The 22,089-nt window shown below is 71.3% G+C and carries 24 protein-coding genes; 10 read left to right on the top strand and 14 right to left on the bottom strand.

Annotated elements, in window-relative coordinates; genetic code table 11:
- The first annotated feature begins 5 nt into the window (after positions 1-5).
- Genes GWK15_RS18680 through GWK15_RS18700 form a run of 5 tightly spaced genes read left to right on the top strand, consistent with a single transcriptional unit; the run spans position 6 to position 4,437 of the window.
- Positions 6-1,217 carry an ABC transporter substrate-binding protein gene (locus GWK15_RS18680; RefSeq protein ID WP_168042887.1) on the top strand — a complete coding sequence of 404 codons (1,212 nt, stop codon included), beginning with the start codon at positions 6-8 and terminating at the stop codon, positions 1,215-1,217.
- Positions 1,218-1,221: 4 nt separating this feature from the next.
- Positions 1,222-2,082, top strand: a complete 861-nt coding sequence (locus GWK15_RS18685; RefSeq protein ID WP_168042888.1) for an ABC transporter permease subunit — start codon at positions 1,222-1,224, stop codon at positions 2,080-2,082.
- A complete protein-coding gene (locus GWK15_RS18690) occupies positions 2,082-2,972 on the top strand; it encodes a branched-chain amino acid ABC transporter permease (RefSeq protein WP_168042889.1) in 891 nt (296 codons plus the stop codon). The genes GWK15_RS18685 and GWK15_RS18690 overlap by 1 nt, the downstream gene beginning before the upstream one ends.
- Positions 2,969-3,730, top strand: a complete 762-nt coding sequence (locus GWK15_RS18695; RefSeq protein ID WP_168042890.1) for an ABC transporter ATP-binding protein — start codon at positions 2,969-2,971, stop codon at positions 3,728-3,730. Before GWK15_RS18690 ends, GWK15_RS18695 begins: the two co-directional genes overlap by 4 nt.
- On the top strand, positions 3,727-4,437 hold the full coding sequence (locus GWK15_RS18700; RefSeq protein WP_168042891.1) for an ABC transporter ATP-binding protein: 711 nt from the start codon (positions 3,727-3,729) through the stop codon (positions 4,435-4,437). The genes GWK15_RS18695 and GWK15_RS18700 overlap by 4 nt, the downstream gene beginning before the upstream one ends.
- A gap of 3 nt (positions 4,438-4,440) precedes the next feature.
- Here the strand turns inward: GWK15_RS18700 and GWK15_RS18705 are convergent, their stop codons facing one another.
- Positions 4,441-5,223 carry a class II aldolase/adducin family protein gene (locus GWK15_RS18705; protein WP_168042892.1) on the bottom strand — a complete coding sequence of 261 codons (783 nt, stop codon included), beginning with the start codon at positions 5,221-5,223 and terminating at the stop codon, positions 4,441-4,443.
- A 14-nt stretch (positions 5,224-5,237) separates the two neighbouring features.
- A complete protein-coding gene (locus GWK15_RS18710) occupies positions 5,238-6,011 on the bottom strand; it encodes an MBL fold metallo-hydrolase (RefSeq protein WP_168042893.1) in 774 nt (257 codons plus the stop codon).
- A 115-nt stretch (positions 6,012-6,126) separates the two neighbouring features.
- Between GWK15_RS18710 and GWK15_RS18715 the strand changes: the two genes are divergently transcribed.
- From GWK15_RS18715 to GWK15_RS18725, 3 genes are all read left to right on the top strand, one after another.
- The gene (locus GWK15_RS18715; protein ID WP_168042894.1) at positions 6,127-6,879 is read left to right on the top strand and encodes an SDR family NAD(P)-dependent oxidoreductase; all 753 of its coding nucleotides are present in this window, start codon (positions 6,127-6,129) and stop codon (positions 6,877-6,879) included.
- A 26-nt stretch (positions 6,880-6,905) separates the two neighbouring features.
- Positions 6,906-8,057 carry an MFS transporter gene (locus GWK15_RS18720; protein ID WP_168042895.1) on the top strand — a complete coding sequence of 384 codons (1,152 nt, stop codon included), beginning with the start codon at positions 6,906-6,908 and terminating at the stop codon, positions 8,055-8,057.
- Positions 8,058-8,133: 76 nt separating this feature from the next.
- Positions 8,134-9,534: an aminotransferase gene (locus GWK15_RS18725; RefSeq protein ID WP_168042896.1), complete on the top strand. Its 1,401-nt coding sequence runs from the start codon at positions 8,134-8,136 to the stop codon at positions 9,532-9,534.
- Between the two features lie 104 nt (positions 9,535-9,638).
- On the opposite strand, the gene nth is transcribed toward GWK15_RS18725, so the two are convergent.
- Positions 9,639-10,349 carry an endonuclease III gene (gene nth, locus GWK15_RS18730; protein ID WP_408891900.1) on the bottom strand — a complete coding sequence of 237 codons (711 nt, stop codon included), beginning with the start codon at positions 10,347-10,349 and terminating at the stop codon, positions 9,639-9,641.
- 39 nt (positions 10,350-10,388) lie between these two features.
- Here nth and GWK15_RS18735 point away from each other — a divergent pair, with 39 nt between their 5' ends.
- Positions 10,389-10,898: a DUF2244 domain-containing protein gene (locus GWK15_RS18735; RefSeq protein WP_168042897.1), complete on the top strand. Its 510-nt coding sequence runs from the start codon at positions 10,389-10,391 to the stop codon at positions 10,896-10,898.
- 157 nt (positions 10,899-11,055) lie between these two features.
- On the opposite strand, the gene GWK15_RS18740 is transcribed toward GWK15_RS18735, so the two are convergent.
- The 6 genes from GWK15_RS18740 to GWK15_RS18765 all read right to left on the bottom strand — a co-directional run bounded on the left by GWK15_RS18740 (position 11,056) and on the right by GWK15_RS18765 (position 16,189).
- The gene (locus GWK15_RS18740) at positions 11,056-11,370 is read right to left on the bottom strand and encodes a phosphoribosylamine--glycine ligase (RefSeq protein WP_168042898.1); all 315 of its coding nucleotides are present in this window, start codon (positions 11,368-11,370) and stop codon (positions 11,056-11,058) included.
- Positions 11,367-12,290, bottom strand: a complete 924-nt coding sequence (gene nudC / locus GWK15_RS18745) for an NAD(+) diphosphatase (protein WP_168042899.1) — start codon at positions 12,288-12,290, stop codon at positions 11,367-11,369. The genes GWK15_RS18740 and nudC overlap by 4 nt, the downstream gene beginning before the upstream one ends.
- 164 nt (positions 12,291-12,454) lie before the next feature.
- Entirely contained in the window at positions 12,455-13,711 is a 1,257-nt protein-coding gene (locus GWK15_RS18750; RefSeq protein ID WP_168042900.1) for an aminopeptidase, read from the bottom strand.
- The gene (locus GWK15_RS18755) at positions 13,708-15,363 is read right to left on the bottom strand and encodes a flavin-containing monooxygenase (RefSeq protein WP_168042901.1); all 1,656 of its coding nucleotides are present in this window, start codon (positions 15,361-15,363) and stop codon (positions 13,708-13,710) included. The genes GWK15_RS18750 and GWK15_RS18755 overlap by 4 nt, the downstream gene beginning before the upstream one ends.
- A gap of 87 nt (positions 15,364-15,450) precedes the next feature.
- Entirely contained in the window at positions 15,451-15,672 is a 222-nt protein-coding gene (locus GWK15_RS18760; RefSeq protein ID WP_168042902.1) for a helix-turn-helix domain-containing protein, read from the bottom strand.
- Positions 15,673-15,676: 4 nt separating this feature from the next.
- Entirely contained in the window at positions 15,677-16,189 is a 513-nt protein-coding gene (locus GWK15_RS18765; protein WP_168042903.1) for a hypothetical protein, read from the bottom strand.
- Between the two features lie 51 nt (positions 16,190-16,240).
- Here GWK15_RS18765 and GWK15_RS18770 point away from each other — a divergent pair, with 51 nt between their 5' ends.
- Positions 16,241-16,801, top strand: coding sequence for a hypothetical protein (locus GWK15_RS18770; protein ID WP_168042904.1), 561 nt, complete (start codon positions 16,241-16,243; stop codon positions 16,799-16,801).
- 12 nt (positions 16,802-16,813) lie between these two features.
- On the opposite strand, the gene typA is transcribed toward GWK15_RS18770, so the two are convergent.
- From typA to GWK15_RS18795, 5 genes are all read right to left on the bottom strand, one after another.
- Positions 16,814-18,652, bottom strand: a complete 1,839-nt coding sequence (typA, locus tag GWK15_RS18775; RefSeq protein WP_168042905.1) for a translational GTPase TypA — start codon at positions 18,650-18,652, stop codon at positions 16,814-16,816.
- Between the two features lie 195 nt (positions 18,653-18,847).
- Positions 18,848-19,279, bottom strand: coding sequence for a hypothetical protein (locus tag GWK15_RS18780; RefSeq protein WP_168042906.1), 432 nt, complete (start codon positions 19,277-19,279; stop codon positions 18,848-18,850).
- Positions 19,280-19,515: 236 nt separating this feature from the next.
- Positions 19,516-19,914 (bottom strand): hypothetical protein, encoded by a 399-nt coding sequence (locus tag GWK15_RS18785; protein WP_168042907.1) that lies wholly within the window; start codon positions 19,912-19,914, stop codon positions 19,516-19,518.
- 92 nt (positions 19,915-20,006) lie between these two features.
- On the bottom strand, positions 20,007-20,984 hold the full coding sequence (locus GWK15_RS18790) for an adenosine kinase (RefSeq protein WP_168042908.1): 978 nt from the start codon (positions 20,982-20,984) through the stop codon (positions 20,007-20,009).
- Positions 20,985-21,117: 133 nt separating this feature from the next.
- Positions 21,118-21,804 (bottom strand): ATP-binding cassette domain-containing protein, encoded by a 687-nt coding sequence (locus tag GWK15_RS18795; RefSeq protein WP_168042909.1) that lies wholly within the window; start codon positions 21,802-21,804, stop codon positions 21,118-21,120.
- Positions 21,805-22,089: the final 285 nt, after the last annotated feature.

Here is a 22,089-nt window from a genome sequence, read left to right on the forward strand (position 1 = left end):
AACCGATGACCATCACCCGCCGCCTCGCGCTCGGCGCCGCCGCCGGCACGCTCGCCCTGCCGAACGTGGTGCGCGCCCAGGCCGAGACCTTCCGCATCGGCGCCCTGAACCCGATCACCGGCGCCGGCTCGCCCTACGGCACCGGCATGCAGCGCATGATCCAGGCGGCGGTCGAGGCCATCAACTCGGCCGGCGGCGTCAACGGCCGCCGCATCGAGGTCTTCGCCGAGGACACCCAGACCAGCCCGCAGGCCGCCGTGCTCGCGGCCAAGAAGCTGATCGAGGTGAACCGCGTGCGCGCCATCCTCGGCACCTGGTCCTCCGGCGTCTCGCTCGCGGTCATCCCGCTGACCAACGAGGCCGACATCCTCCTGATGCACACCTCGGGCGCGCCGGCGTTGTCGACGCCACCCGCCAACGCGAAGAACTTCGGCTACCGCTACCAGGCCACCAACGACCGCTTCGGCCGCGCCTTTGCCGAGATCGCGGTGCGCGAGGGCTTCCGCCGCCCCGCGACCATGGCCTTCAACAACGCCTCGGGCATCGGCAACACCGACGGCTTCCGCCGCGCCTGGGCCGCCAAGGGCAACCAGAACGGCGAGCACGTCGTCTACGAGCCGAACCAGCCCTCCTACCGCGCCGAGCTGCTGCGCGTGCTGAGCACGCGGCCCGACGTGATCGTCATGGGCTCCTTCCTGCCCGACACCACGATCATACTGCGCGAATGGTTCCAGACCGGCACGCCGGTGAAGTGGATCATCCCGGCCTGGGCGGCGAACCCGCAGCTGGTGCAGGCGCTCGGCCCGGCGGTGACGAACGGCATCATCGCGGTCGATTCCGTCTCGAACGAGGGCGCGGAGGCCTTCACCGCCTACGACGCCGCCTATCGCCGCGCGATGAACCAGCCCGGCGCGTCGAACGTCTATGCGGCGATGACCTGGGACATGGCGAACACCCTGGCGCTTGCGATCGAGCAGTCCAAGTCCTTCGAGACCGGCGTGATCAACGCCGCCATCCGCCAGGTCGCGAACCCGCCGGGCGAGGCCGTCTCCTCCTTCGCCGCCGGCAAGGCCGCGATCGCGGCGGGGCGCAAGATCAACTACGAAGGCGCCTCCTCCGTCCTCGACTTCGACGAATTCGGCGACGTCACGCCCGATTTCGGCGTCTTCTTCATCGAGAACGGCCAGTTCAACCGGCGCTACGTCGTGAAGATCTGAAACGGTGTTCGGCGCGCTCCTCGTCGCCGGCATCGTCCATGGGCTGATCATCGGCCTCGCCGCCCTGGCGGTGACGCTGGTCTTCGGCATCGCCCGCTTCCCCAACGCGGCGGCGGGCGACACCATGACGGCCGGGGCCTATGCCGGCCTGCTGGCGCACCAGGCGAGCGGCTCCCTCGCGCTCGCCGGCGGTGCGGCGGTGGCGGCGTCGGGGGCGGTGTCGCTGCTCGGCTACCTGCTGGTGTTCCGCCCGCTGGCGCGGCGGCCCGTGGCCTCGCTGCTGGTCGCGGCGATCGGCGTCGCCTTCGTCATCCGCGCCGTGCTCGGCCTCATCTTCGGCCACCAGCAGCAGGTCTTCCAGGTGCCGCTCGCCTGGCCCATCGAATTCATGGGCCTGCGCATCCCGCCCATGGACATCACGCTGGCCACGGTCGCGGCCTGCGCCCTGGCCGCGGCCTTCGGCGTGCTGCACCTGACCTCGATCGGGCGGCAGATGCGCGCCGTGGCGGACGACCCCGACCTCGCGCGCGTCTCGGGCATCCGGCCGCTGCGGGTGATGATCGCGCTCTGGCTGCTCGCCGGCGCCGCGGCGGGGATCGCGGGCCTGATGCTCGGCGTGAAGACGGTCGTCTCGCCCGAGATGGGCTGGGAAGGCCTGCTGACCGCCTTCGCCGCGGCGATCCTCGGCGGCATCGGCTCGCCTGCCGGCGCGGTGCTGGCGGGCCTGCTGCTCGGCATCGCGCAGGAAGTCTCCACTCCCTATGTCGGCTTCACCTACAAGATCGCGCTCGCCTTCGTGGTGATGCTGGCGGTGCTGCTGGTCCGCCCGCGCGGCCTGTTCGGCCGGATGGAGGGGGTCCGCTGATGGAAGCCTACCTCGTCGCCATCGCCATCATCGGCGCCATCTACGTCCTGCTGACCCTCGGCCTCACGTTGCAATACGGGCTGACGGGCCTGGTGAACTTCGGCCATGTCGGCTTCTTCGCCATCGGCGCCTATGCCTCGGCGATCGTGTCCATGCAGGGCGTGCCGCTGGTCGCCTCCTTCGCCTTCGCCGCGCTGCTCGCGGCGCTCGCCGCCTGGCCCATCGGCCTCGTCGCGCTGCGCCTGCGCGACGACTACTTCGCCGTGGTGACGCTCGGCTTCGGGGAGACGGTGCGCCTCGCCATCACTTCGGAGAAGTGGCTCACCAACGGCGTGCAGGGCATCCCCGGCATCCCGCGCACCTTCGCCGGCCTCGGCGTCGGCCTGCCCGGCGCGCTCGCGACACTCGCCGCCATCACCCTCGTCTGCGTCGCCGCCGCGCTGGCGCTGCGCCGCATCACCCGCTCCCCCTTCGGCCGCGTCATCGAGGCGATCCGCGACAATGAGGAAGCGCTGAAGGCGCTCGGCAAGGATCCCGCGCGCTTCAAGATCCAGGTGCTCGCCCTCGGCGCCGCGCTCGCCGGCATCGCCGGGGCCTTCTACGCGCACTACATCACCTATCTCTCGCCGGACCAGTTCATCCCCCTCGTCACCTTCTATGTCTGGATGGCGATGATCATGGGCGGCGTCGGGCGCGTCTCGGGTGCCGTGGTCGGCGCGCTGCTGCTGATGCTCTTCCTGGAGGGCACGCGCTTCCTGCGCGACATCGCCCCCGACGCCATCTCCGGCGTCGCGATGGCGAGCCTGCGCCTCGGCGCCGTCGGCCTCGCGCTGATCCTCTTCACCCTGTTCCGCCCACAGGGCCTGGTCGGGGACTACACCCGCCGATGAGCCTCGTCGTCCGCGGCATCACCAAGGCCTGGGGCGGCTTCCGCGCCCTGGACGGCGTCTCCTTCGAGATGGAGAGCACCGGCCTGCTCGGCATCATCGGCCCGAACGGCGCCGGCAAGTCGACGCTCTTCTCGGTCGTGTCGGGCTTCATCCCCGCCGATGTCGGCAGCGTCGCGCTGGACGGCACGTCGCTCGACCGCCTCGGCCCCGCCGCGCGCGCCCGCGCCGGCATGATCCGCACCTTCCAGGTCCCGCGCGAATTCCACCACCTGACGGTGCGCGAGAACCTGATGGCCGCCGCGCCCGGCCAGTCCGGCGAGGGCCTGCTCGGCCTCTTCCTCCGCCCCGGCCGCGTGCGCGCCGAGGAAGACGCGATCCGCGCCGAGGCAGAGGCCACCATCGACTTCCTGCGCCTCGCCGGCGTCGCGGACACCCCCGCGGGGCGCCTGTCCGGCGGCCAGAAGAAGCTGGTGGAGCTCGGCCGCGCGCTGATGGCCAAGCCGCGGCTGATCCTGCTCGACGAGCCCTTCGCCGGCGTGAACCCGGTGCTGATCGAGGAGATCATGGCGCGCATCCGCGACCTCAACGGCCGCGGCATCGGCTTCCTCGTCATCGAGCACGACCTCGACGCCCTCTCGCGCCTCGTGCCGCGCGTGGTGGTGATGGACCGCGGCCGCGTGCTGGCCACCGGCACGCCGCAGGCGGTCCTCGCCGACGCGGCGGTGCGCGAGGCCTATCTCGGGGGCGCGCCGGCATGAGCCTGCTCGAGATCGCGCACCTCACCGGCGGCTATGGCGAGACCGACATCCTCAACGGCATCGACCTCACGGTCGAGCAGGGCGAGATCCTCACCGTCGCCGGCACCAACGGCGCCGGCAAGTCGACGCTCGCCAAGGCCGTGATGGGCCTGCTGCCGCGCGCATCGGGCCGCATCGCGCTCGACGGCACCGACATCCTGGCCGAGCCGGTCGAACGCCGCCTCGCCCTCGGCATCGCCTATGTCCCGCAGGTCGGCAACGTCTTCGCCTCGCTCTCGGTGCTGGAGAACCTGCAGGTCGTGCAGGGCGTGCGCGACGCCAAGGCGCGCATCGCCGAACTGCTCGACGCCTTCCCCGCGCTGTCCGAACGTCGCCGCGCCCGCGCCGGCAGCCTCTCGGGCGGCGAGCGCCAGCAGCTCGCCTTCGCCCGCGCGCTGATGGCCCGGCCGCGCCTGATGATCCTCGACGAACCCACCGCCGCCCTCGCCCCCGCGCGCGTCGTGGAATCCTTCGAGCGCATCCGAGCGCTGCCCGCGCTAGGCGTCTCGGTGCTGATGGTGGAACAGCGCGCGCGCCAGGCGCTCTCGGTCTCCGACCGCGGCTGCATCCTCGACGGCGGCAAGGTCGCGATGCTCGGCGCCGCCGCTGGCCTGCTCGCCGATGAACGCGCCGCCGCCCTCTATCTCGGCCGGGCGGGCGGCGCGTAGCGCTCAGTCCCGGAAGCCCGGATCCGTCCGGTCAAGCTGCCGCAGCAGGCCCGGCCATTCCAGCAGCCCGTACTTCCGCGAATTGCCCGGCGCGTACATGGCGCAGGACTTCTCCACCACCTCCGGGCTCGGCATCTCGAGCGCGGTGTTGCACGCCATCGCCTGCAGCTGCGCCTGACAGGCGCGCTCCAGCCCCCACATCGCGATGAAGGCCTCCGCCACGCTCTCGCCCACCGTCAGCAGGCCGTGGTTGCGCAGGATGCAGTAGTTCAGCGACCCCAGCGACTTCGCCAGCGCCTCGCGCTCGGACGGGTCGCGCTCCGGCCCGCGGAAGTCGTGATAGGCGATGCGGCCATAGAAGCGCGTCGCCGTCTGGGTCAGCGGCAGCAGCCCGCATTTCAGCGCGCTGACTGCCATGCCCGCGATCGTATGCGTGTGCATCGCCGCGCCCACATCGGGCCGCGCGCGATAGATCGCCGAATGGATGGTGAAGCCCGCCGGATGCAGCCCATAGGGCAGGTCCGGGCGATAGAGGATCTCGCCCTCCGTGTTCACCTTCAGCAGGGAGGAGGCGGTGATCTCGCTGAACAGCATGCCGTTCGGATTGATCAGGAACTGCCCCGGCGCATCCGGCACGCGCGCCGTGATGTGGGTGTAGATCATGTCCGACATGCCGTAGCGGTCGCACAGCCGGTAGCAGGCCGCGAGGTCCACGCGCGCCTGCCACTCCGCCTCGCTCACCGAACCCTGGATCGGCGCGATCTCGAGCGCCTGCACCTTCGTCATTGTCCCGTCCTCCCTCAGTCCGCCTCGCGCGGGGCCAGGTCGATGCGCTGCGTCTCCTCGAGCGTCTCCCCGAACCAGGCGCGGATCGCCGCCTGGTGCCGGCCGAGCGGCCGCGGCACGCCGTTCTCCACCACCATCGGCAGGTCGTGGCCCGGGATCAGCAGGCAGCCCGGCCGCGACCGGCAGATCTCCCACACCATGTCGATCGTCGCGCGACTCACTGCCGGGTCGTAGGTCATGTCGGTCTGCCGCGTGGTCAGCTCGACGCGGTTCTTCACCGCATCCTGCAGCAGCACGCAGTCCTGCCCGTCGCCGGCGATGAGGAAGATCAGGTGCCCCGGCGTATGCCCGGGCGCGAGCCGCGCCACGATGCCGGGCAGCACCTCGTCCCCCTCGTCGATCAGGTGCAGCGTCGGCCAGTGCGCCAGGGCCTCGACCGCATGCTCGGGCACCGAGGTCTCGCCCCAGGCGACGCCGCGCGCCCAGGCGAGCTCCTTCCGCCCGATCGCGATCCGCGCCTCGCGGAACATCGGCCAGTTCACGCAATGGTCGTGATGCGCATGGCTCAGCAGCAGATCGGTAACGTCGCCGGGCCGGATGCCGCGCTCCTTCAGCGCCGCGGCGAGCGGCTTGCGCAGCCCGTAGCCGCCGCCGTCGAGCACCACGATGCGCCCATGGCCGCGCAGCAGCACGACCGTGCTCCAGCCGAGCCCGCCATGCGGCACCACCTTGCCCGGATAGCCGTTGACCAGGATCTCGAGGTCCCAGCCGCCGCCGCTCCATTTCATGGACATCTTCTCCCTGCCGCGAAGCGTAGAACCGCGCGCGTCGCCCGGCCAGCCCGCCCCCTGGACCGCGCCGCGCCGACAGGACAGGCTGGCGCGGAGAACGGAGGACGCATCCATGGATCTCAAGGGCGCAGTGGCCCTCGTCACGGGCGGCAATGGCGGCCTTGGCCAGCGCATCTGCCACGCCCTCGCGCGCGAAGGCGCCGACATCGCCGTGATGTACGCGCAGAGCCGCGAAGCGGCCGAGGCGGTGGCGCGCGACCTCGCCGCAACACATGGCGTCCGTGCCCAGGCCTTCGGCTGCGACATCACCGACGGCGCCGCGGTCGCCGCGCTGGTCGATACCGTGGCGAAGGCCTTCGGCCGCCTCGACATCCTCGTGAACGACGCCGCCTACAACAAGTCGATCCCCTTCCCCAACCTCGACGGCCTCACGGAGGAATTGTGGGAGAAGATCATGGCCGTGAACCTCACCGGCCCGATGCGCCTGACCAAGGCGGTCGCGCCGGTGATGAAGGCGCAGGGGCGCGGGCGGATCGTCAACATCGCCTCGGTCGCCGGCCTCGGCCCGACCGGTTCCTCCATCGCCTATGCCGTCTCCAAGGCCGGATTGATCCACCTGACGAAGTGCATGGCCGTGGCGCTGGCGCCCGAGGTGCTGGTGAACTGCGTCGCCCCCGGCCTGCTCGAGGGCACGCGCGCCACCGCGAACCTCCGCCCCGAGCAGATCGAGCGTTCCGCCGCCACCTCCCTGCTGCGGAAGGCCGCCGACAAGGACGATTGCGCCGACATGGTCGTCACCATGTGCCGTACCGAGACGATGACCGGCCAGACCACCGTCATCGACGCCGGCCGCGTCTTCCACTGACGACACCCCCCACACCGCTGCCGCGCATGCCCTGGGCGCTGCTGGCGGCGGCCTGCCTCGGCATGTTCGCCGCCTCCTCCTCGGGGACGACGCGGGCGCCCTTCCTGCTGGACATGTCGCGCGATCTCTCGGCGAGCCTCGCCATGGTCGCGAACCTGATGGCGATGACGTCCATCGCCTGGGGCGTGAGTTCGCTGTTCGCCGGCGCCTGGTCCGACCGCTGGGGCCGGCGGCCCTTCCTGATCGGCGGGCCGCTCGGACTCGCGGCCTCCCTCGTCGGCGTCGCGGTCTCGCCGGGCTACTGGTCGGTCGCCGTGGCGGTCACGGCGGCGGGCACCTTCGCCGGCGGCTTCACCGGCGTGATCATGGCCGAGGCCTCCGCCCGCACCGTGGACCGCCAGCGCGGCCGGGCGCTCGGCTGGGTGATGGCGGGGCAATCCTTCTCGCTGCTGCTCGGCGTGCCGCTCGCCGCCTGGGTCGGCACCTATATCGGCTGGCGGGGCGTCGCCCTCGCCGTCGGCGGCATCGCGGTGCTCGCCGCGATCGGGCTCCTCGTCACCACCCTCACCCCCGCCGAGGCCCCGCGCCGCGGCTCCGCCGCGCGGCCCAGCATGCGCGGCGCCATGAGCGGCCCGGTGCTGCGCCTGCTCGCCATGGGGGTCGCCGAGCGGCTCTGCTACGGCATCTCGGTCGTCTATTTCGCGACCTTCCTGCAGGCGACCTATGGGCTGACGCCGGCGGGGGTGGCGATCCCGCTCGCGGTCATCGCGGTCGGCAACATCCTCGGCACCGTGGTCGGCGGGCAGATGGCGGACCGGATGCGCAACCGGCTGCACGTCTTCGCCGGGGCGATGGCGGCCTCCGCGGTCGTGGCGCTGGCGCTCTACGGCTGGACACCGGGCCTGGTCACCACGGTCGGCCTCGGCTTCGCCTATGTGTTCGTCAACGCCATCGCCAGGCCCAGCCTGATGGCCGCGCTCGCCAACGTGCCGGACGAGATCCGCGGCACCGTCCTTGGCCTCAACGTCACCTCGGCCTCCTTCGGCTGGCTCGGCGCCGCGGCGCTGGGCGGCTGGGTCATGGCGGCGGCCGGATTCGGCGGTTTCGGGCCGCTCTCGGCCGCAGCCGCCATCGCCGGCGCCGCGCTCGCCCTCGCCCGACCGGCATCGCGGGGCTGAATCCGCCGCTTCCGGCTTTCCTTCCCGGCCATCCCGCGCGACCATCGCCCCACCCAGCAGCCGGGAGGCCCCGACCATGTCCGTCACGAACCAGCCCGATCCGGAAGAACGCCGCCGCGTCGTCGCCCAGGACCTCGAGAACGTGATGCACCCGATCGTGCAGCACCGCGCGCTCGAGAAGTCGCAGATGGTCGTCACCGGCGCCCAGGGCTCGACCATCGTGGACGCCGACGGCTCGACCTACCTCGACGCCATGGCCGGCCTGTGGTGCGTCAACATCGGCTATGGCCGCACCGAGCTCGCGCAAATCGCCGCCGAGCAGATGGAGCAGATGGCCTACTACCCGCACACGGCCATGAACCTGCCCGCCGCGCGCCTCGGCGAGCAGATCAACACGCTGATGGGCGGCGGCTACCACACCTACTTCGTGAATTCGGGCTCCGAGGCGAACGAGGCCGGCTTCAAGGTCGCGCGGCAATACGCCAAGCACGAATTCCCCGGCCAGTTCCGCTTCAAGACCATCGCGCGCCACTACGCCTATCACGGCACGACGCTCGCCACGCTCGCGGCCGGCGGCATGGGCGAGCGCAAGATGAAGTTCGAGCCCTTCGCCGGCGAGTTCATCCACGTCCCGGCGCCGACCTGCTACCGCTGCCCGCTCGGCCTCGAATACCCGTCCTGCAAGACCGCCTGTGCGACGGCCATCGAGGCCGCGATCCAGGCGGAAGGCCCGCAGACCGTCGCCGAGGTGATCGTCGAGCCGATCATGTCCGGCGTCGGCGTCGCCGTGCCGCCCGACGACTACCTGCCGAAGGTCGAGGCGATCTGTCGCAAGTTCGACGTGCTGCTGCATGTCGATGAGGTGATCAACGGCTTCGGCCGCACGGGGAAGATGTTCGGCCACCAGCACTATGGCATCAGCCCCGACATCATGGCGGTCGCCAAGGGCATCGTCTCCGCCTACCTGCCGATCGCCGCGACCGTGGTGAAGAACCGCGTCTTCGACAGCTTCCTCGGCGAGGTCGCCGAGGCGCGCCAGGTGATGCAGGTGAACACCTATGGCGGCCACCCCGCCGCCGCCGCCGTCGCCGTGCGCAACATCGAGATCATGCTCGAGGAGAAGCTGCCCGAGCGCGCCGCGACCATGGGCGCCTACCTGATGGACGGCCTCAAGGCGACGCTGTTCAAGCACGGCATCTGCGGCGACGTGCGCGGCAAGGGCCTGCTGATCGGCATCGAACTCGTTACCGACCGTGAGAGCAAGGTGCAGCTCGACGGCGCGCTGGTCGGCGGCGTGGTCGAGTTCTGCAAGGCGAACGGCGTGATCGTCGGCCGCTCCGGCGGCGGGTCGCGGCACTCCAACACCATCGTGCTGTCGCCGCCGCTCATCATCACGCGCACGGAATGCGACACGCTCATCGAGGTGCTCGACAAGGCGCTCGCGCACACCGTCGCGAAGATGGCCGGGAAGGCCTGACGACCATCGAGAGGGGCCCTGCCCCTCTAGAACTCTTGGGTTCCGAGGGCCTTTCGGCCCTCGGCGGGGTGGTGCGGAGGGGCGGCGCCCCTCCGGCAGCGCCGTCACTTCACCGGCGGCGCCAGCACCTTGTCGTTGTAGTTGCAATACGCCCGCGCCACGCAGCGCCAGCATTCCGGCGCCCTTGCCTTGCACACATAGCGCCCGTGCAGGATCAGCCAGTGATGCGCGTCCCGCAGCAGCTCGGGCGGGCAGCGCTTTACCAGCTTCTCCTCCACCTCGCGCGGCGTCTTCCCCGGCGCCAGGCCGCAGCGGTTGCCGAGGCGGAAGATGTGCGTGTCGACCGCCATCGTCTCCTGCCCGAAGGCGACGTTCAGCACGACATTCGCGGTCTTACGCCCGACGCCGGGCAGGGCTTCCAACGCCTCGCGATCACCCGGCACCTGGCCGCCATGCTTCTCGACCAGGTCGCGCGCCAGCGCCGCGACATTCTTCGCCTTGCCCTGCCACAGCCCGATGGTTCGGATGTAGGGACCGATCCCCTCGGCCCCGAGCGCGGCCATCTTCTCGGGCGTCGGCGCCGCCGCGAACAGCGCCGGCGTGCACTTGTTCACCGCCGCATCCGTCGTCTGCGCCGACAGCACCACGGCGACAAGCAGCGTGAAGGGGTCGTGGTAGATCAGTTCCGTCTCGGGCGCCGGATTGGCGACGGCGAGGGCACGGATGAAGGCCTCCGCCTGCGCGGGCGGCATCAGGCGGGCGCGGCGCGGCGCCGTTGCGGTTCCGTGGTTCGGCTTCTTCGGCTTGGTCGGCATGGCTGGCACGGGCGCGATCCTCGCCTATCTTGCCCGGGCATGGCAGCCCCCGCAGAGCCCGTCCTGTTCCAGGCCATCTGCACCCCGCCGCGGTCCCTGACGCCGGCGGGCTACCGGGCGCTCGCGCTGCTGCTGGTCTTCTTCACCGGGCTGACGGGGGTGCTGTTCTACCTCCTCGGCGCCTGGCCGATCCTGCCCTTCCTGGGTGGCGAAGTGATCTTCGCCCTCGGCCTCGTGGCGCTGCATGCGCGCCGCTCGGCACGGACCTCCGAGTTCCTGCTGCTGACGCCGGGGCGTCTCGCGGTCATCCGCACCGACCGGCGCGGACGGCGGGAGGAGATCGCGCTCGACTCCTATTGGGCGCGGCTCACCTACCTCGAGGACCCCGGCCATGCCGGCGTGCTGCGCATCGACAGCCGCGGCCGCAGCCTCGAGATCGGCCGCGACCTGGCGGCGGAGGAGAAGAAGTCGCTGCACGACGCGCTGCGCGACGCACTGGCCGCCGCGCGCCGCCCGACCTTCGACAATCCGCAGCTGCGCGACGACTGATCGCCGCCGGCGGCCCCGAACGCGACGCCCCGCAGCCCGGCCCGGCAGGGCCGAGGCCGCGAAGGCGCCCCTGGCGAGCCAAGGACCGCGGACGCCGCCCGCTCGGCGTCCGAGAGGACCAAGAAGAACCGCGAAGGCAGCGCCTTCGCGCGCAGCATCAGAACGTCACGCGCCGCACCGGCTCCACGCCGCCGCCCGGCATCGCGCCGCGCCGCGTCATGCAGTCGCGCCAGGCGCGCGGCAAGGCGACCAGCATCTCCTGCCGCACCCGCTCGTTCCATGCCTCGTTGCCATTGGCGGTGAATTGCGACGCGATGCGCCGCACTTCCGGATCCTGCTCGGCCTCGCGCCGGCAGGCCTGGCCGTCAGGGGAATTGTCGACCGGGACGTTGGCCCAGACGCCGCCTGTCTCGCAGGCGGCCAGGGCCAGGAGGGCAGCGGCCAGCGCCGCGCCGCGCCAGCGCTCGCTCATGACTCCATCCAATCCTCGATGAGGCGCCGGGCGATCGAATCCGCCCGCGGCAGCGAAAAGCCGAGCGCCTGGTGGTTGCGGATCTCGTCGCGCGAGAACCACCGCGCATCCTTCAATTCGCCCGGATCGATCCGGATTTCCTCGGTCAGCCCCTCGGCATGGAAGCCGAGCATGATCGAGGACGGAAAGGGCCAGGGCTGGGAGGAGTGATAGAGCACTCGCCCCACCTCGACCCCCGCTTCCTCCTTCACCTCGCGCCGCACCGCTTCCTCGAGGCTTTCGCCCGGCTCCACGAAGCCCGCGAGGGTCGAGTACATCGTCACGTTCGGGAAGCGGTGCGAATGGCCGAGCAGGCAGGACCCGTTGCGCACCACCAGCATGATCACCGCGGGGTCGGTACGCGGGAAATGCTGCGCGCCGCAGCCGGTGCAGACCATGACGTTGCCGGCCGACCGGGGCTCGCAGCGCTGGCCGCACACGCCGCAGAAGCGGTGCTTGGTCCGCCAGTGCATCAGCCCGCGGGCGTGGGCGAGAACGCTCGCCTCGCCCGGCGGCAGCAGCCCCGCGACCTGGCGCAGGTCGGTGAAGGCGCCCATCCCATCGGGCAGCAGCGGCAGCGGGTCGTCGGCGTGGGAACAATCCACCGCGAAGACCGGCCGTCCCTCCCACAGGCCGAGGAAGGCCCAGGGGCCATCGGCCATGCGCACCGCCTCGGCCGCGCCGCCGGTCAGCAGCACCGCCTCGGGGTGTCCCTCGGCGACGCCCTTCATCAGGCTGCGCGCCCGCCAGACGGGGGCGAAGAGGCTGTCGGGATGGTGCAGCGCGGCGCCGATGAATTCGGCGTCGTCGCGCTTCTCGGCAGCCCGGTCGAGCGGGCTGCCCGTATAGGCATTGGGGCGGCTGGCGGGGATCGAAAGCATGAGGCCCGGACCCTGCCAGAAGGCCGCGCCTCCGTCCATCCGAGGGGGCTTTTGCGTGTCGATATCGGCGCCGGCCCACACCCCTACCCGGCCAGCCATCCAGGATACTGTTGTTGGGTGGCCGGGTGGGGGCGCGGGCCGGCGCCGCTCACGAGCAACGCGCCCTACCGGACCCAGGCCCCCTTGCGCATCACCGGCTCCTCGCGCCCTTCGGCGTCGATCCCGTCCACGTCGGTCTCCGACGAGCCGATCATCCAGTCGACATGGATCAGGCTGCGGTTCGCCCCGCGCTGCGCGAGCTCCGCCTCGGTCAGGTCCTGGTCGACGAAGCACTTGGAATAGGCCTGGCCGAGCGCGATGTGGCTCGCCGCATTCTCGTCGAACAGCGTGTTGAGGAAGAGGATCCCGCTCGCCGCGATCGGGTTCGCCGCCGGCACCAGCGCAACCTCGCCGAGGCGCCGCGCGCCCTCGTCGGTGTCGATCATCCGCTGCAGCACATCCTGGCCGCTGCTCGCCTGCGCCTCGACGATCACGCCGCCCTCGAAGCGGACGCGGATGTCGCGGATCAGGGTGCCCTGGTAGGACAGCGGCTTCGTTGCCACCACCGTGCCCTGCGTCTTCGCGGCATGCGGCGTGGTGAACACCTCCTCGGTCGGGATGTTCGGATTGCCGGTCGCGCCGTTGCGCGCGGTCGTCACGCCGCCCGACCAGGCATGCCCATCCGCCAGGCCCACCACCAGGTCCGTGCCCGGCCCGCGGAAGCGCAGCGCGGCATAGCGCCGCTCGTTCAGCATCGCGCGCCGCGCCACCAGCGACGCGTTGTGCGCCGCCCAGGCCGCCACCGGATCGGGCGCATCGGCGCGCGAGGCGGCGAGGATCGCATCCCACAGCCGCGCCAGCGCCGTCGCCTCGTCCAGGTCCGGGAAGACCGCCCGCGCCCAGGCCGGCGTCGCGCCCGCGACCAGCGTCCAGTTGATCGCCGATGTGGTGATCAGCTCGAGCGCCGGCTGATACGCCTTCGACCGCGCCTTGTTCGCCCGCGCAACCTTCGCCGGGTCCTCGCCCGACAGCAGCGTCGGATCGTCGCCGACGATCGCAAGCCGCGCCGCCCCGCCGCGGAAGGCCGCCGCCATGCCGTCGAACAGCCAGCCCGGCGCGACGTCGAAGGCGTCATCCGACGCCAGCCGGTAACGCGACAGCGCCGACTGCTCGTCATGGAACAGCGTCGTCACCAGGGATGCGCCGGCGCGATAGGCCTGCTCGGTGATGCGCCGCGCCAGCGGCACATGCTCGAGCGAAGCGGTCATCACCAGCTGCTGCCCCTTCTGCAGCCCAAGCCCGACCTTCACGGCAAGTTCCGCGAGGCGATCGAGCCGCGCCTCGAAGCTCAGCGGCGTGGCGACGGTGGTGTGGTCGTTCATGCGGTCACCCTTGTGCGCGCCCCGGTCGTCACGAAGCCTTCATAGCCCGCGGCGGCGACCTCGTCGCAGATCCGCCGATAGGCCGGCATGCCGCCGGCATAGGGCATGAAGACCCGCGGCTTGCCGGGGACATTCGCCCCCAGATACCAGGAATGCCCCGCCTGGGGCATCAGCGTCGCATTCGCGACGTCGTTCACATGCGCGACCCAGCGGTCGCAGGCCTCCTCGGTCGGCTCGATGGTCGCCACACCGCGCGCGCGCATCGCCGCGATGCAGTCGGTGATCCATTCGACATGCTGCTCGATCGCGACCGGCATGTTCGTCAGCACGGACGGGCTGCCGGGCCCCGTCACGGTGAACATGTTCGGGAAGCCCGCCACCTGCAGGCCGAGCTGGGTGCGCGGCCCGGCCGCCCAGGCGTCGCTCAGCGCCAGCCCGTCGCGCCCGGTGATGCCCATGCGCAGCAGCGCGCCGGTCATGGCATCGAAGCCGGTCGCGAAGACGATGATGTCGAGCACATGTTCCGCGCCGCTCTTCAGCCGGATGCCGGTGGGCGTGATGCGTTCGATCGGGTCGGCGCGCACATCGACCAGCGTGACGTTGTCGCGGTTGAAGGTCTCGAAGTAGCCGGTGTCGATCGGCGGGCGCTTCGTGGCGAAGGGATGGTCGATGTCGGTCAGCATCGCCGCCGTCTTCGGGTCCTTCACCACTTCCCGGATGCGGGCGCGGATGAATTCCGCCGCGGTGTCGTTGGCGCGCCGGTCGGTCAGGATGTCGCGGAAGGTCGCGCGCAGGCGCAGCCCGCCCTTCTCCCAGGCGGCACGGAAGATCGCCTCGCGCTCGGCGTCATCGACCTCGAGGGCCGAACGCTCGCTCACCGGCCAGGGATGGCCGTTGCCGGTCGCATGCATCGCTTCGCGGATCTCGGCCGCGTTCTCCTTCGCCCAGCGCTTGAACGCCGAGGTCAGCGGCGTGTTGCGCGCGGGGATGGAATAGTTCGCGGTGCGCTGGAAGACCGTGAGATGCGCCGCGCTCCCGGCGATCACCGGCGCCGCCTGGATGCCGGTCGACCCGGTGCCGATCATGCCGACGCGCTGCCCGGCGAAGTCCACGCCCTCATGCGGCCAATGGCCGGTATGGACCCAGCGGCCCGCAAAGTCGTCGCGCCCGGGAATGTCGGGAATGTTGGCCGAGGACAGGCACCCCACCGCCGTGATCAGCCAGGTCGCCGCCCGGCGCCGACCGTCCGCGGTCGTGACATGCCAGAGATTGTCCTCCGCATCCCACCGCGCGGAGGTGACGCGCGCGTTGAAGGTGATGTCGCGCCTGAGGTCCAGCCGGTCCGCCACATGGTTCAGGTAGCGCAGGATCTCCGGCTGCTCCGGATAGCGTTCCGACCACTCCCAGGACTGCAGCAGCTCCTCGGAGAAATAGAACGCATAGGCATGGCTTTCGGAATCGCACCGCGCGCCGGGATAGCGGTTCCACCACCAGGTGCCGCCGACGCCGTCCGCCGCTTCCAGCACATGCGCCGACAGCCCGAGCCGGTCCCGCAGCGCATGCAGCTGGTACAGGCCCGCGAACCCCGCGCCGACGATCAGCGCGTCATGGACCGGCACCTCGACGGCCTTGCGGCCCGCGCCTTCGGACATTCCGTTTCCCTCACGTCGTGACGTTGCTTGGGACGAAGTGTCGGGGTCCGGGGCGGGTCGCGCAAGGCGGGGGCACACCGACAGCGCTCAATCCGGCGCGACGTCCTCGGCGCGGTATTCGAGCAGGTCCCCCGGCTGGCAGTCGAGCGCGGCGCAGAGCCGTTCCAGCGTCTCGAACCGCACGCCCTTCACCTTGCCGGATTTCAGCAGGGACAGGTTCTGCTCGGTGATGCCGATGCGCGCGGCGAGGTCGCGCCCGCGCATCTTCCTCCGCGCCATCATCACGTCGAGGTTCACGAGGATCGGCACGGGGTCACACGAAGCCCTGGTTTTCCTCCAGCGCCGTCGCGGCGCCGCGCAGCACCGGCCCCAGCGCCATCAGCGTCGCGCCGAGCGCGACCAGCAGCACGGCGTTGGTCGAAACGCCGATCTCGATCGCCAGCCGCCCCGGCGCCAGCGTCAGCGCGGCGAGCAGCACGGCCCGCCCGATCGGCTCATACAACCCGACCAGAAGCACCGACAGGCCAAGCCGCTGCAGCGCGGCGCCGACACGCGGCACCACCTCCCCCCGCCCGATCGACCGCAGCGCCGGCATCACGCCGAGCAGCCCCCAGGCGAGGCACAGCGACGGCAGCAGCGTCGTCACGATCCCGACCGCACGCAGCGTCGGCGAGAGCGACCCCAGCACCACCCCCTGCCCGAGCAGCGCCAGCGCGACCAGCCGGTCGTCGAACCAGATCGCCACCGGCGCGACCACGCTGAAGGCGATGGCGGCGATCACCGCCACGCCGGCGCGGTGGGCGGCGGGAGTCGCGAGCGTTGGCATGTCGGCCCTCCGTTGACAGGCCGAATTTTACTGTTTTACGATAAGAAATCAATGTTGGAAACGAAGATGCGCCTGCCGACGCTCCTCCTCGCCCTCGCGGCCACCGCCTGTGCCGCCATCCCGCGCGCCAGCCAGCAGGCCCTGCGGACGACGGACCCGGCCACCACCGACCTCGCCGCCCTGCGCGCCGCCGTGGACATGCCCGACGCCCTGCGCCCCCGGCGAAGCACGGCACGGCTGGCCGTCCAACTCGGCAGCCGAACCGGTCATTTCGCGTTGGAGGAAGACGAGGCCGCGTCCCGCGCGGCGCAGCAGGATGCGCCGCCCGCGCCGGGCCGCCGCATCGTGGCGTTCCGCCTGACACCGGCGGCGCGCGAGGAGATGGAAGACTTCCGCCGCTCGGCGGCGCGACGCATGACCATCGGCATCGCCGCCGATGCCTGCCGCGCCGGCCCGATCGAGGCCGGGCCGCTCATCATCGGCACCTGGCTGAGCACGGCGCAGACCGGGCGCTTCGTCGCCCTCGCACAATTCGACCTGCGCCGGCTGGCGGGCGAGGCCGCGATCGCCGCCCTGCCGTCCTGCGTCCCGCCGGGCACGGACCCGGCGTGACGTCCGGCGTCGTTACGCCGCTTCGGATTCCGCCCGCCGGGCGTGCTTCTTGCGCTCATGCGGGTCGAGGAAGCGCTTGCGCAGGCGAACGGCCGACGGCGTCACCTCCACCAGCTCGTCGTCCTCGATGTAGGCAATCGCCTGCTCGAGCGACATCTTCCGCGGCGGGATCAGCAGCAGCGCCTCATCCTTGCCGGCGGCGCGGATGTTGGTGAGCTTCTTTTCCTTGATCGGATTCACGTCGAGGTCGTTGTCGCGCGAATTCTCGCCGAGGATCAGGCCGACATAGACCTTGTCGCCCGGGTTCACGAACAGCGTGCCGCGCTCCTGCAGGTAGAACAGCGCGTACTGGATCGCCTCGCCATCGGCGTTGCTGATCAGGGACCCGTTGCGACGGCCCTCGATATGCCCGGCCCAGGGCTGATAGCCGAGGAACAGCCGGTTCATCATGCCGGTGCCACGCGTGTCCGTCAGGAACTCGCCATGGTAGCCGATCAGACCGCGCGACGGGATGTGGAAGGTCAGGCGCACCTTGCCGCCGCCCGACGGCCGCATGTCCTGCATCTGGCCCTTGCGCAGCGACATCTTCTCGACGACGACACCCGAATAGGTCTCGTCGACGTCGATGAGGACCTCCTCGTAGGGCTCCTCGCGCTCGCCGGTCTCCTCGTTGTTGCGCGTCAGCACGCGCGGGCGGCCGATCGTCAGCTCGAAGCCCTCGCGACGCATCTGCTCGATCAGCACGCCGAGCTGCAGTTCGCCGCGGCCCGCCACCTCGAAGGCGTCGACCTCGTCCGAGACCTTCACCTTGATCGCGACGTTGCCCTCGATCTCCTTCATCAGGCGATCGCGGATCTGGCGCGACGTGACCTTCTTGCCCTCGCGCCCGCCGAGCGGCCCGTCATTGATGCGGAAGGTCATGGCCAGCGTCGGCGGATCGACCGGGATCGCCGGCAGCGGCGCGGCCACTTCCGGCGCGGCGATGGTGTCCGGGATCGTCGCATCGGACAGGCCGGCGATGGCGATGATGTCGCCCGCCTTCACCTCATCGACCGGCACGCGGTCGAGGCCGGAGAAGGTCATCAGCTTGGTCAGGCGGCCGGATTCCACGACGGTGCCGTCCTGGCGCAGCACGCGCACCGGCATGTTCACCTTCGCCACACCCTGCGCCACGCGCCCGGTCAGGATGCGGCCGAGGAAGTTGTCGGATTCCAGGATCGAGGCGTTCATCGCGAAGGGCGCGTCGAAATCGACCTGCGGCGCCGGCACATGCGACAGGATCAGGTCGAACATCGCCGAGAGATCCTTGCGCGGTCCCTCCAGCGAGGTGTCCGCCCAGCCCTGGCGGCCCGAGGCGAACAGCGTGTGGAAGTCGAGCTGCTCGTCCGTCGCGCCGAGCGCGGCGAACAGGTCGAACACCTCGTCATGCACCTCGTGCGGGCGGGCGTCCTGGCGGTCCACCTTGTTGATGACGACGATCGGCTTGATCCCGCGCGCCAGCGCCTTGGTCAGCACGAACTTGGTCTGCGGCAGCGGGCCCTCGGCCGCGTCGCAGAGCACGATCGCGCCATCCACCATGGACAGGATGCGCTCCACCTCGCCGCCGAAATCGGCGTGGCCGGGCGTGTCCACGATGTTGATCTTCACGCCCTTCCACTCGACCGCGGTCGACTTGGCGAGGATGGTGATGCCGCGCTCGCGCTCGAGGTCGTTGCGGTCCAGCGCGCGCTCGGCGACCTGCTGGTTGGCGCGGAAGGCGCCGGCCTGCTTCAGCAGCTGGTCGACCAGCGTGGTCTTGCCGTGGTCGACATGGGCGATGATCGCCACGTTGCGGATCTCAGCGGCGCTCATCGCGCACTCCTCTCGCCCCCCGGGGGGCCCTGCCATGAACACGGCCACCCGCCTGCCCCGGTCGTGGGCGGGCGGCGCGGCCGGACGTCTGTCGGATTGTTGCGGCGCACACATAGTCGCTCGGCCGCCCCATGGCGAGAAAAAAAGCCTGCGCCAGTCATGGCGCAGGCGCATGGCGGCCTCCGGAAGGCGCCGTCAGGCGGCGGGCGGGGCGAAAATGGCGGGAATGCTCCCGATGACGGTCGCGGCCTGGATGGCGTTGTAGACGATCCCGCCCAGTTGCAGCCGGCGCAGCCGGCCGGTCGCGCCACGATCCCCCGCATCCCGGGCGCGCACCTGCTCGTCCACCCGCCGGAGGAACCACGGCCGGGCCACGACCGCGCAGGCGACGAGGACGCCGAAGCCGAATGCGACGGACGGCCGCCCGGCCGCCGCGAAGACGACCGCCCCCAGCGCGCAGCAGACCGCGACGGCCAGGAAATACACGTTGAACAGGCCACGCAGCATCCAGGTCACGATCGGGTCGTCGAACTTCCGGAAATAGAAGGTCAGCGACGCGATGGCGAAGTAGAGCATCGGGAACAGCAGGATGACCGTGACGAGCAGCGGGATATCGAACCTGGCCATGGCAAGCCTCGTGGTGCCTTGCCTGCCCGGTCCCGGCTGCCGGCGGCAGCGGATTCATTACCGCGACCGTCGCAGCGGCGCCATGACCCGACACCCCCACGGGAAAGCGCCCGCGCCGAGCATGGCGCAGGCGCATGGCGGCCCGCGGCGTTGGGGGATGGGGGGCGTTCGCCGCGGGCCGCCTGGTGGCGGAACCGCACGGGGCCAGGGGGGAAACCGGCCCCGCGCGGCGGCCGTCACAGCCCCTGGGCGCGGGACAGGCTGGCCGCCTCGGCGATCAGCATGGCCGCGGTCGAGTTGTCACGCCGGGCGATCGCCGCGCGGGCCTCCGCCATCCGGGCCACCGGGCCCGAGGTGACCGGCTGGGTCTCCGTCCCGGCGATGGTCGACCGGGTCAGGGCCAGGGCCTCGGCACGCTCGACCAGTTCATTGGCCAGCGGCAGGCGGCCCTGGCGCACGGCCTGTTCGGCCTGCTGCAGCAGCGGCTCGACCTGCTGGGTCGCGATCGCGTCGGCCTGGGCCGAGACTCGGTCGCCGCCGTTCAGCGGGGAATCCCCCGCCACGCCCTGCGCGAGGGCCGGCATGGTCACCAGGCTCAGGCCGAGCATGGCGCAGCGGATGGCATGGTGGCGCATGGTTGCTCTCCTCTCGTTGCCTGCCGTGACAACGAGGGAGCGGGGCGAAGGTTGCGCCCGCCCTCACACGCCTGCGTGAGGCCGGGCCCCGGTCAGCGCGCCGCGACCAGCGCCTTGAGGTCCGCCTGCGGCCGCGCCCCGAAATGGGAGATCGCCTCCGCCGCCGCGACCGAAGCCCAGCGCCCGCATTCCGGCAGCGGATGCCCCGCCGTCAGCCCCGCGAGGAAGCCGGCCGCATAGGCATCGCCCGCGCCGGTCGTATCCACCACCTTGGTCGGCACGACGGACACCGCATGCGTCGTCTCGCCGGCGATGATGACGCTGCCCTGCTCGCTGCGCGTCAGCGCGGCGAGTGCCACGTCCCTGCGCGCCGCCGCCGCCGCTTCCTCGAAGCTATGGGCGTGATACAGCGCGCGGATCTCGGATTCATTTGCGAAGAGGATGTCCGCCTCCTCCCGCACGAAGGCGAGGAAGGCATCGCGGTGCCGCTCGACGCAGAAGGCGTCGGACAGCGTGATCGCCACCTTCCGCCCCGCCGCATGCGCGATGCGCGCCGCGGCCCGGAAGGCCGCCTGCGCCGCCGGCGGGTCGAACAGATAGCCCTCGAGGTAGGTCACCTGCGCCCCCGCGATCGCCGCTGCATCCAGGTCCTGTTCCCCGAAGGTCACGCAGGCGCCGAGGAAGGTGTTCATCGTCCGCTGCCCGTCCGGCGTCACCAGGATCAGGCAGCGCGCCGTCGGCGCCCCGCCCTGCAGCGGCGCGGTCGGGAAATGCACGCCGGCGGCAGTGATGTCGTGGCGGAACACCTGGCCCAGCGCATCGTCCGCCACCTTGCCGAGGTAGCCGACCTTCGCCCCCAGCGCCGCCGCCGCCGCGCAGGTGTTCGCCGCCGACCCGCCGCTGCTCTCAACGCCCGGCGCCATGTCGGCATAGATCGTCTCGGCCTGCTCGGTGCCGATCAGCGCCATGCCGCCCTTGGCCATGCCGTGGCGGACCAGCATGTCCTCATCGGCGCGCGCCAGCACGTCCACGATGGCATTGCCGATGCCGAGGATGTCGAGGGTGGTCATGTCGCGGGGGCCTTCCGGTCGGGTCGCCGCCGCATAGCCGCCGCGCGGGCGGCCGGCAACCGCCTGGCCGGCCTGCGACGGCATCCCCGATCGGGTGGCCGGGTGGGGGTGCGGGCCGGTGCAGCGCCAACACCTACGCCGCGGCCGCCTCGACGATCCGCCCATCCTCCATCGACACCACCCGGTCCGCGATATCCAGGATGCGCGGATCGTGCGTCACCATCAGGATCGGCGTGCCCCGCGACTTCGCCATGTCGCGCAGCAGATGCGCGACCTCCCCGCCTGACACCTTGTCCAGCGCCGCCGTCGGCTCGTCCGCCAGCACCAGGCCCGGCGCCGCCACCAGCGCGCGCGCGATCGCGACCCGCTGCCGCTGTCCACCCGACAGCTTCGCCGGCGGCTTGTCCTCATGCCCGACGAGACCCACCGCCGCCAGCATCGCCCCCGCGCGCTCCAGCCGCTCACGCTCCGGCACCGCCGCATCGACCTCGAGCGCCATCGCGACATTCTGCCGCGCCGTCAAAAAGCCCAGCAAATTGTGGTTCTGAAAGATGAAGCCGATCGACCGGCGCAACCGCACGCGTTCGCGCTCGCTCGCTCCCATCAGCTCACGCCCGAGCACCCGGCAGGACCCCTCCTGCATCGCCCGCAAGGCGCCGATCAGCGTCAGCAAGGTCGTCTTGCCCGACCCCGACGGCCCGGTGAGCAACACCACTTCGCCGGCATGCACGCGCAGACCGACATCCCGCAGCACCGGCCGCCGCAACTCGCCCTCGCCATAGGCGTAGTTCAGGCCGGAGATACTGATGGGGTCGGTCATCGCGACGCAGGCGGAGAGGGGCGCCGCCCCTCTCCGAACCTCTCCCCGCCAGAGGCCGAAAGGCCTCTAGACACCATGAATTGGGTGGTTGGGGGGAGGGGCGTGGCGGAACCGCCGCGGCCGGCGCGCGCGCAGTGCCCCTCCCCCCAACCACCCAAGTATCGGGTCCCGAGGGCCTTTCGGCCCTCGGGGGGTGGGGGTCCGGGGGGGGCGGGGCCCTCCCCCCCGCGCCCGGCGCCGCCCCTCCGGACATGGCCGCCCGACTGGGGGCGGGGAGCGTGCGCG

The sequence above is a fragment of the Neoroseomonas oryzicola genome (assembly GCF_012163135.1).
In the GTDB taxonomy this organism is placed as follows: Bacteria; Pseudomonadota; Alphaproteobacteria; order Acetobacterales; family Acetobacteraceae; genus Neoroseomonas; species Neoroseomonas oryzicola.

Coding starts and splice junctions, on each gene's coding strand:
- GWK15_RS18680 (WP_168042887.1), top strand. CDS start 6: ATGACCATCACCCGCCGCCTCGCGCTCGGCGCCGCCGCCGGCACGCTC.
- GWK15_RS18690 (WP_168042889.1), top strand. CDS start 2,082: ATGGAAGCCTACCTCGTCGCCATCGCCATCATCGGCGCCATCTACGTC.
- GWK15_RS18695 (WP_168042890.1), top strand. CDS start 2,969: ATGAGCCTCGTCGTCCGCGGCATCACCAAGGCCTGGGGCGGCTTCCGC.
- GWK15_RS18700 (WP_168042891.1), top strand. CDS start 3,727: ATGAGCCTGCTCGAGATCGCGCACCTCACCGGCGGCTATGGCGAGACC.
- GWK15_RS18705 (WP_168042892.1), bottom strand. CDS start 5,223: ATGACGAAGGTGCAGGCGCTCGAGATCGCGCCGATCCAGGGTTCGGTG.
- GWK15_RS18710 (WP_168042893.1), bottom strand. CDS start 6,011: ATGAAATGGAGCGGCGGCGGCTGGGACCTCGAGATCCTGGTCAACGGC.
- GWK15_RS18715 (WP_168042894.1), top strand. CDS start 6,127: ATGGATCTCAAGGGCGCAGTGGCCCTCGTCACGGGCGGCAATGGCGGC.
- GWK15_RS18720 (WP_168042895.1), top strand. CDS start 6,906: ATGCCCTGGGCGCTGCTGGCGGCGGCCTGCCTCGGCATGTTCGCCGCC.
- GWK15_RS18725 (WP_168042896.1), top strand. CDS start 8,134: ATGTCCGTCACGAACCAGCCCGATCCGGAAGAACGCCGCCGCGTCGTC.
- nth (WP_408891900.1), bottom strand. CDS start 10,349: ATGCCGACCAAGCCGAAGAAGCCGAACCACGGAACCGCAACGGCGCCG.
- GWK15_RS18735 (WP_168042897.1), top strand. CDS start 10,389: ATGGCAGCCCCCGCAGAGCCCGTCCTGTTCCAGGCCATCTGCACCCCG.
- GWK15_RS18740 (WP_168042898.1), bottom strand. CDS start 11,370: ATGAGCGAGCGCTGGCGCGGCGCGGCGCTGGCCGCTGCCCTCCTGGCC.
- nudC (WP_168042899.1), bottom strand. CDS start 12,290: ATGCTTTCGATCCCCGCCAGCCGCCCCAATGCCTATACGGGCAGCCCG.
- GWK15_RS18750 (WP_168042900.1), bottom strand. CDS start 13,711: ATGAACGACCACACCACCGTCGCCACGCCGCTGAGCTTCGAGGCGCGG.
- GWK15_RS18755 (WP_168042901.1), bottom strand. CDS start 15,363: ATGTCCGAAGGCGCGGGCCGCAAGGCCGTCGAGGTGCCGGTCCATGAC.
- GWK15_RS18765 (WP_168042903.1), bottom strand. CDS start 16,189: ATGCCAACGCTCGCGACTCCCGCCGCCCACCGCGCCGGCGTGGCGGTG.
- GWK15_RS18770 (WP_168042904.1), top strand. CDS start 16,241: ATGTTGGAAACGAAGATGCGCCTGCCGACGCTCCTCCTCGCCCTCGCG.
- typA (WP_168042905.1), bottom strand. CDS start 18,652: ATGAGCGCCGCTGAGATCCGCAACGTGGCGATCATCGCCCATGTCGAC.
- GWK15_RS18780 (WP_168042906.1), bottom strand. CDS start 19,279: ATGGCCAGGTTCGATATCCCGCTGCTCGTCACGGTCATCCTGCTGTTC.
- GWK15_RS18785 (WP_168042907.1), bottom strand. CDS start 19,914: ATGCGCCACCATGCCATCCGCTGCGCCATGCTCGGCCTGAGCCTGGTG.
- GWK15_RS18790 (WP_168042908.1), bottom strand. CDS start 20,984: ATGACCACCCTCGACATCCTCGGCATCGGCAATGCCATCGTGGACGTG.
- GWK15_RS18795 (WP_168042909.1), bottom strand. CDS start 21,804: ATGACCGACCCCATCAGTATCTCCGGCCTGAACTACGCCTATGGCGAG.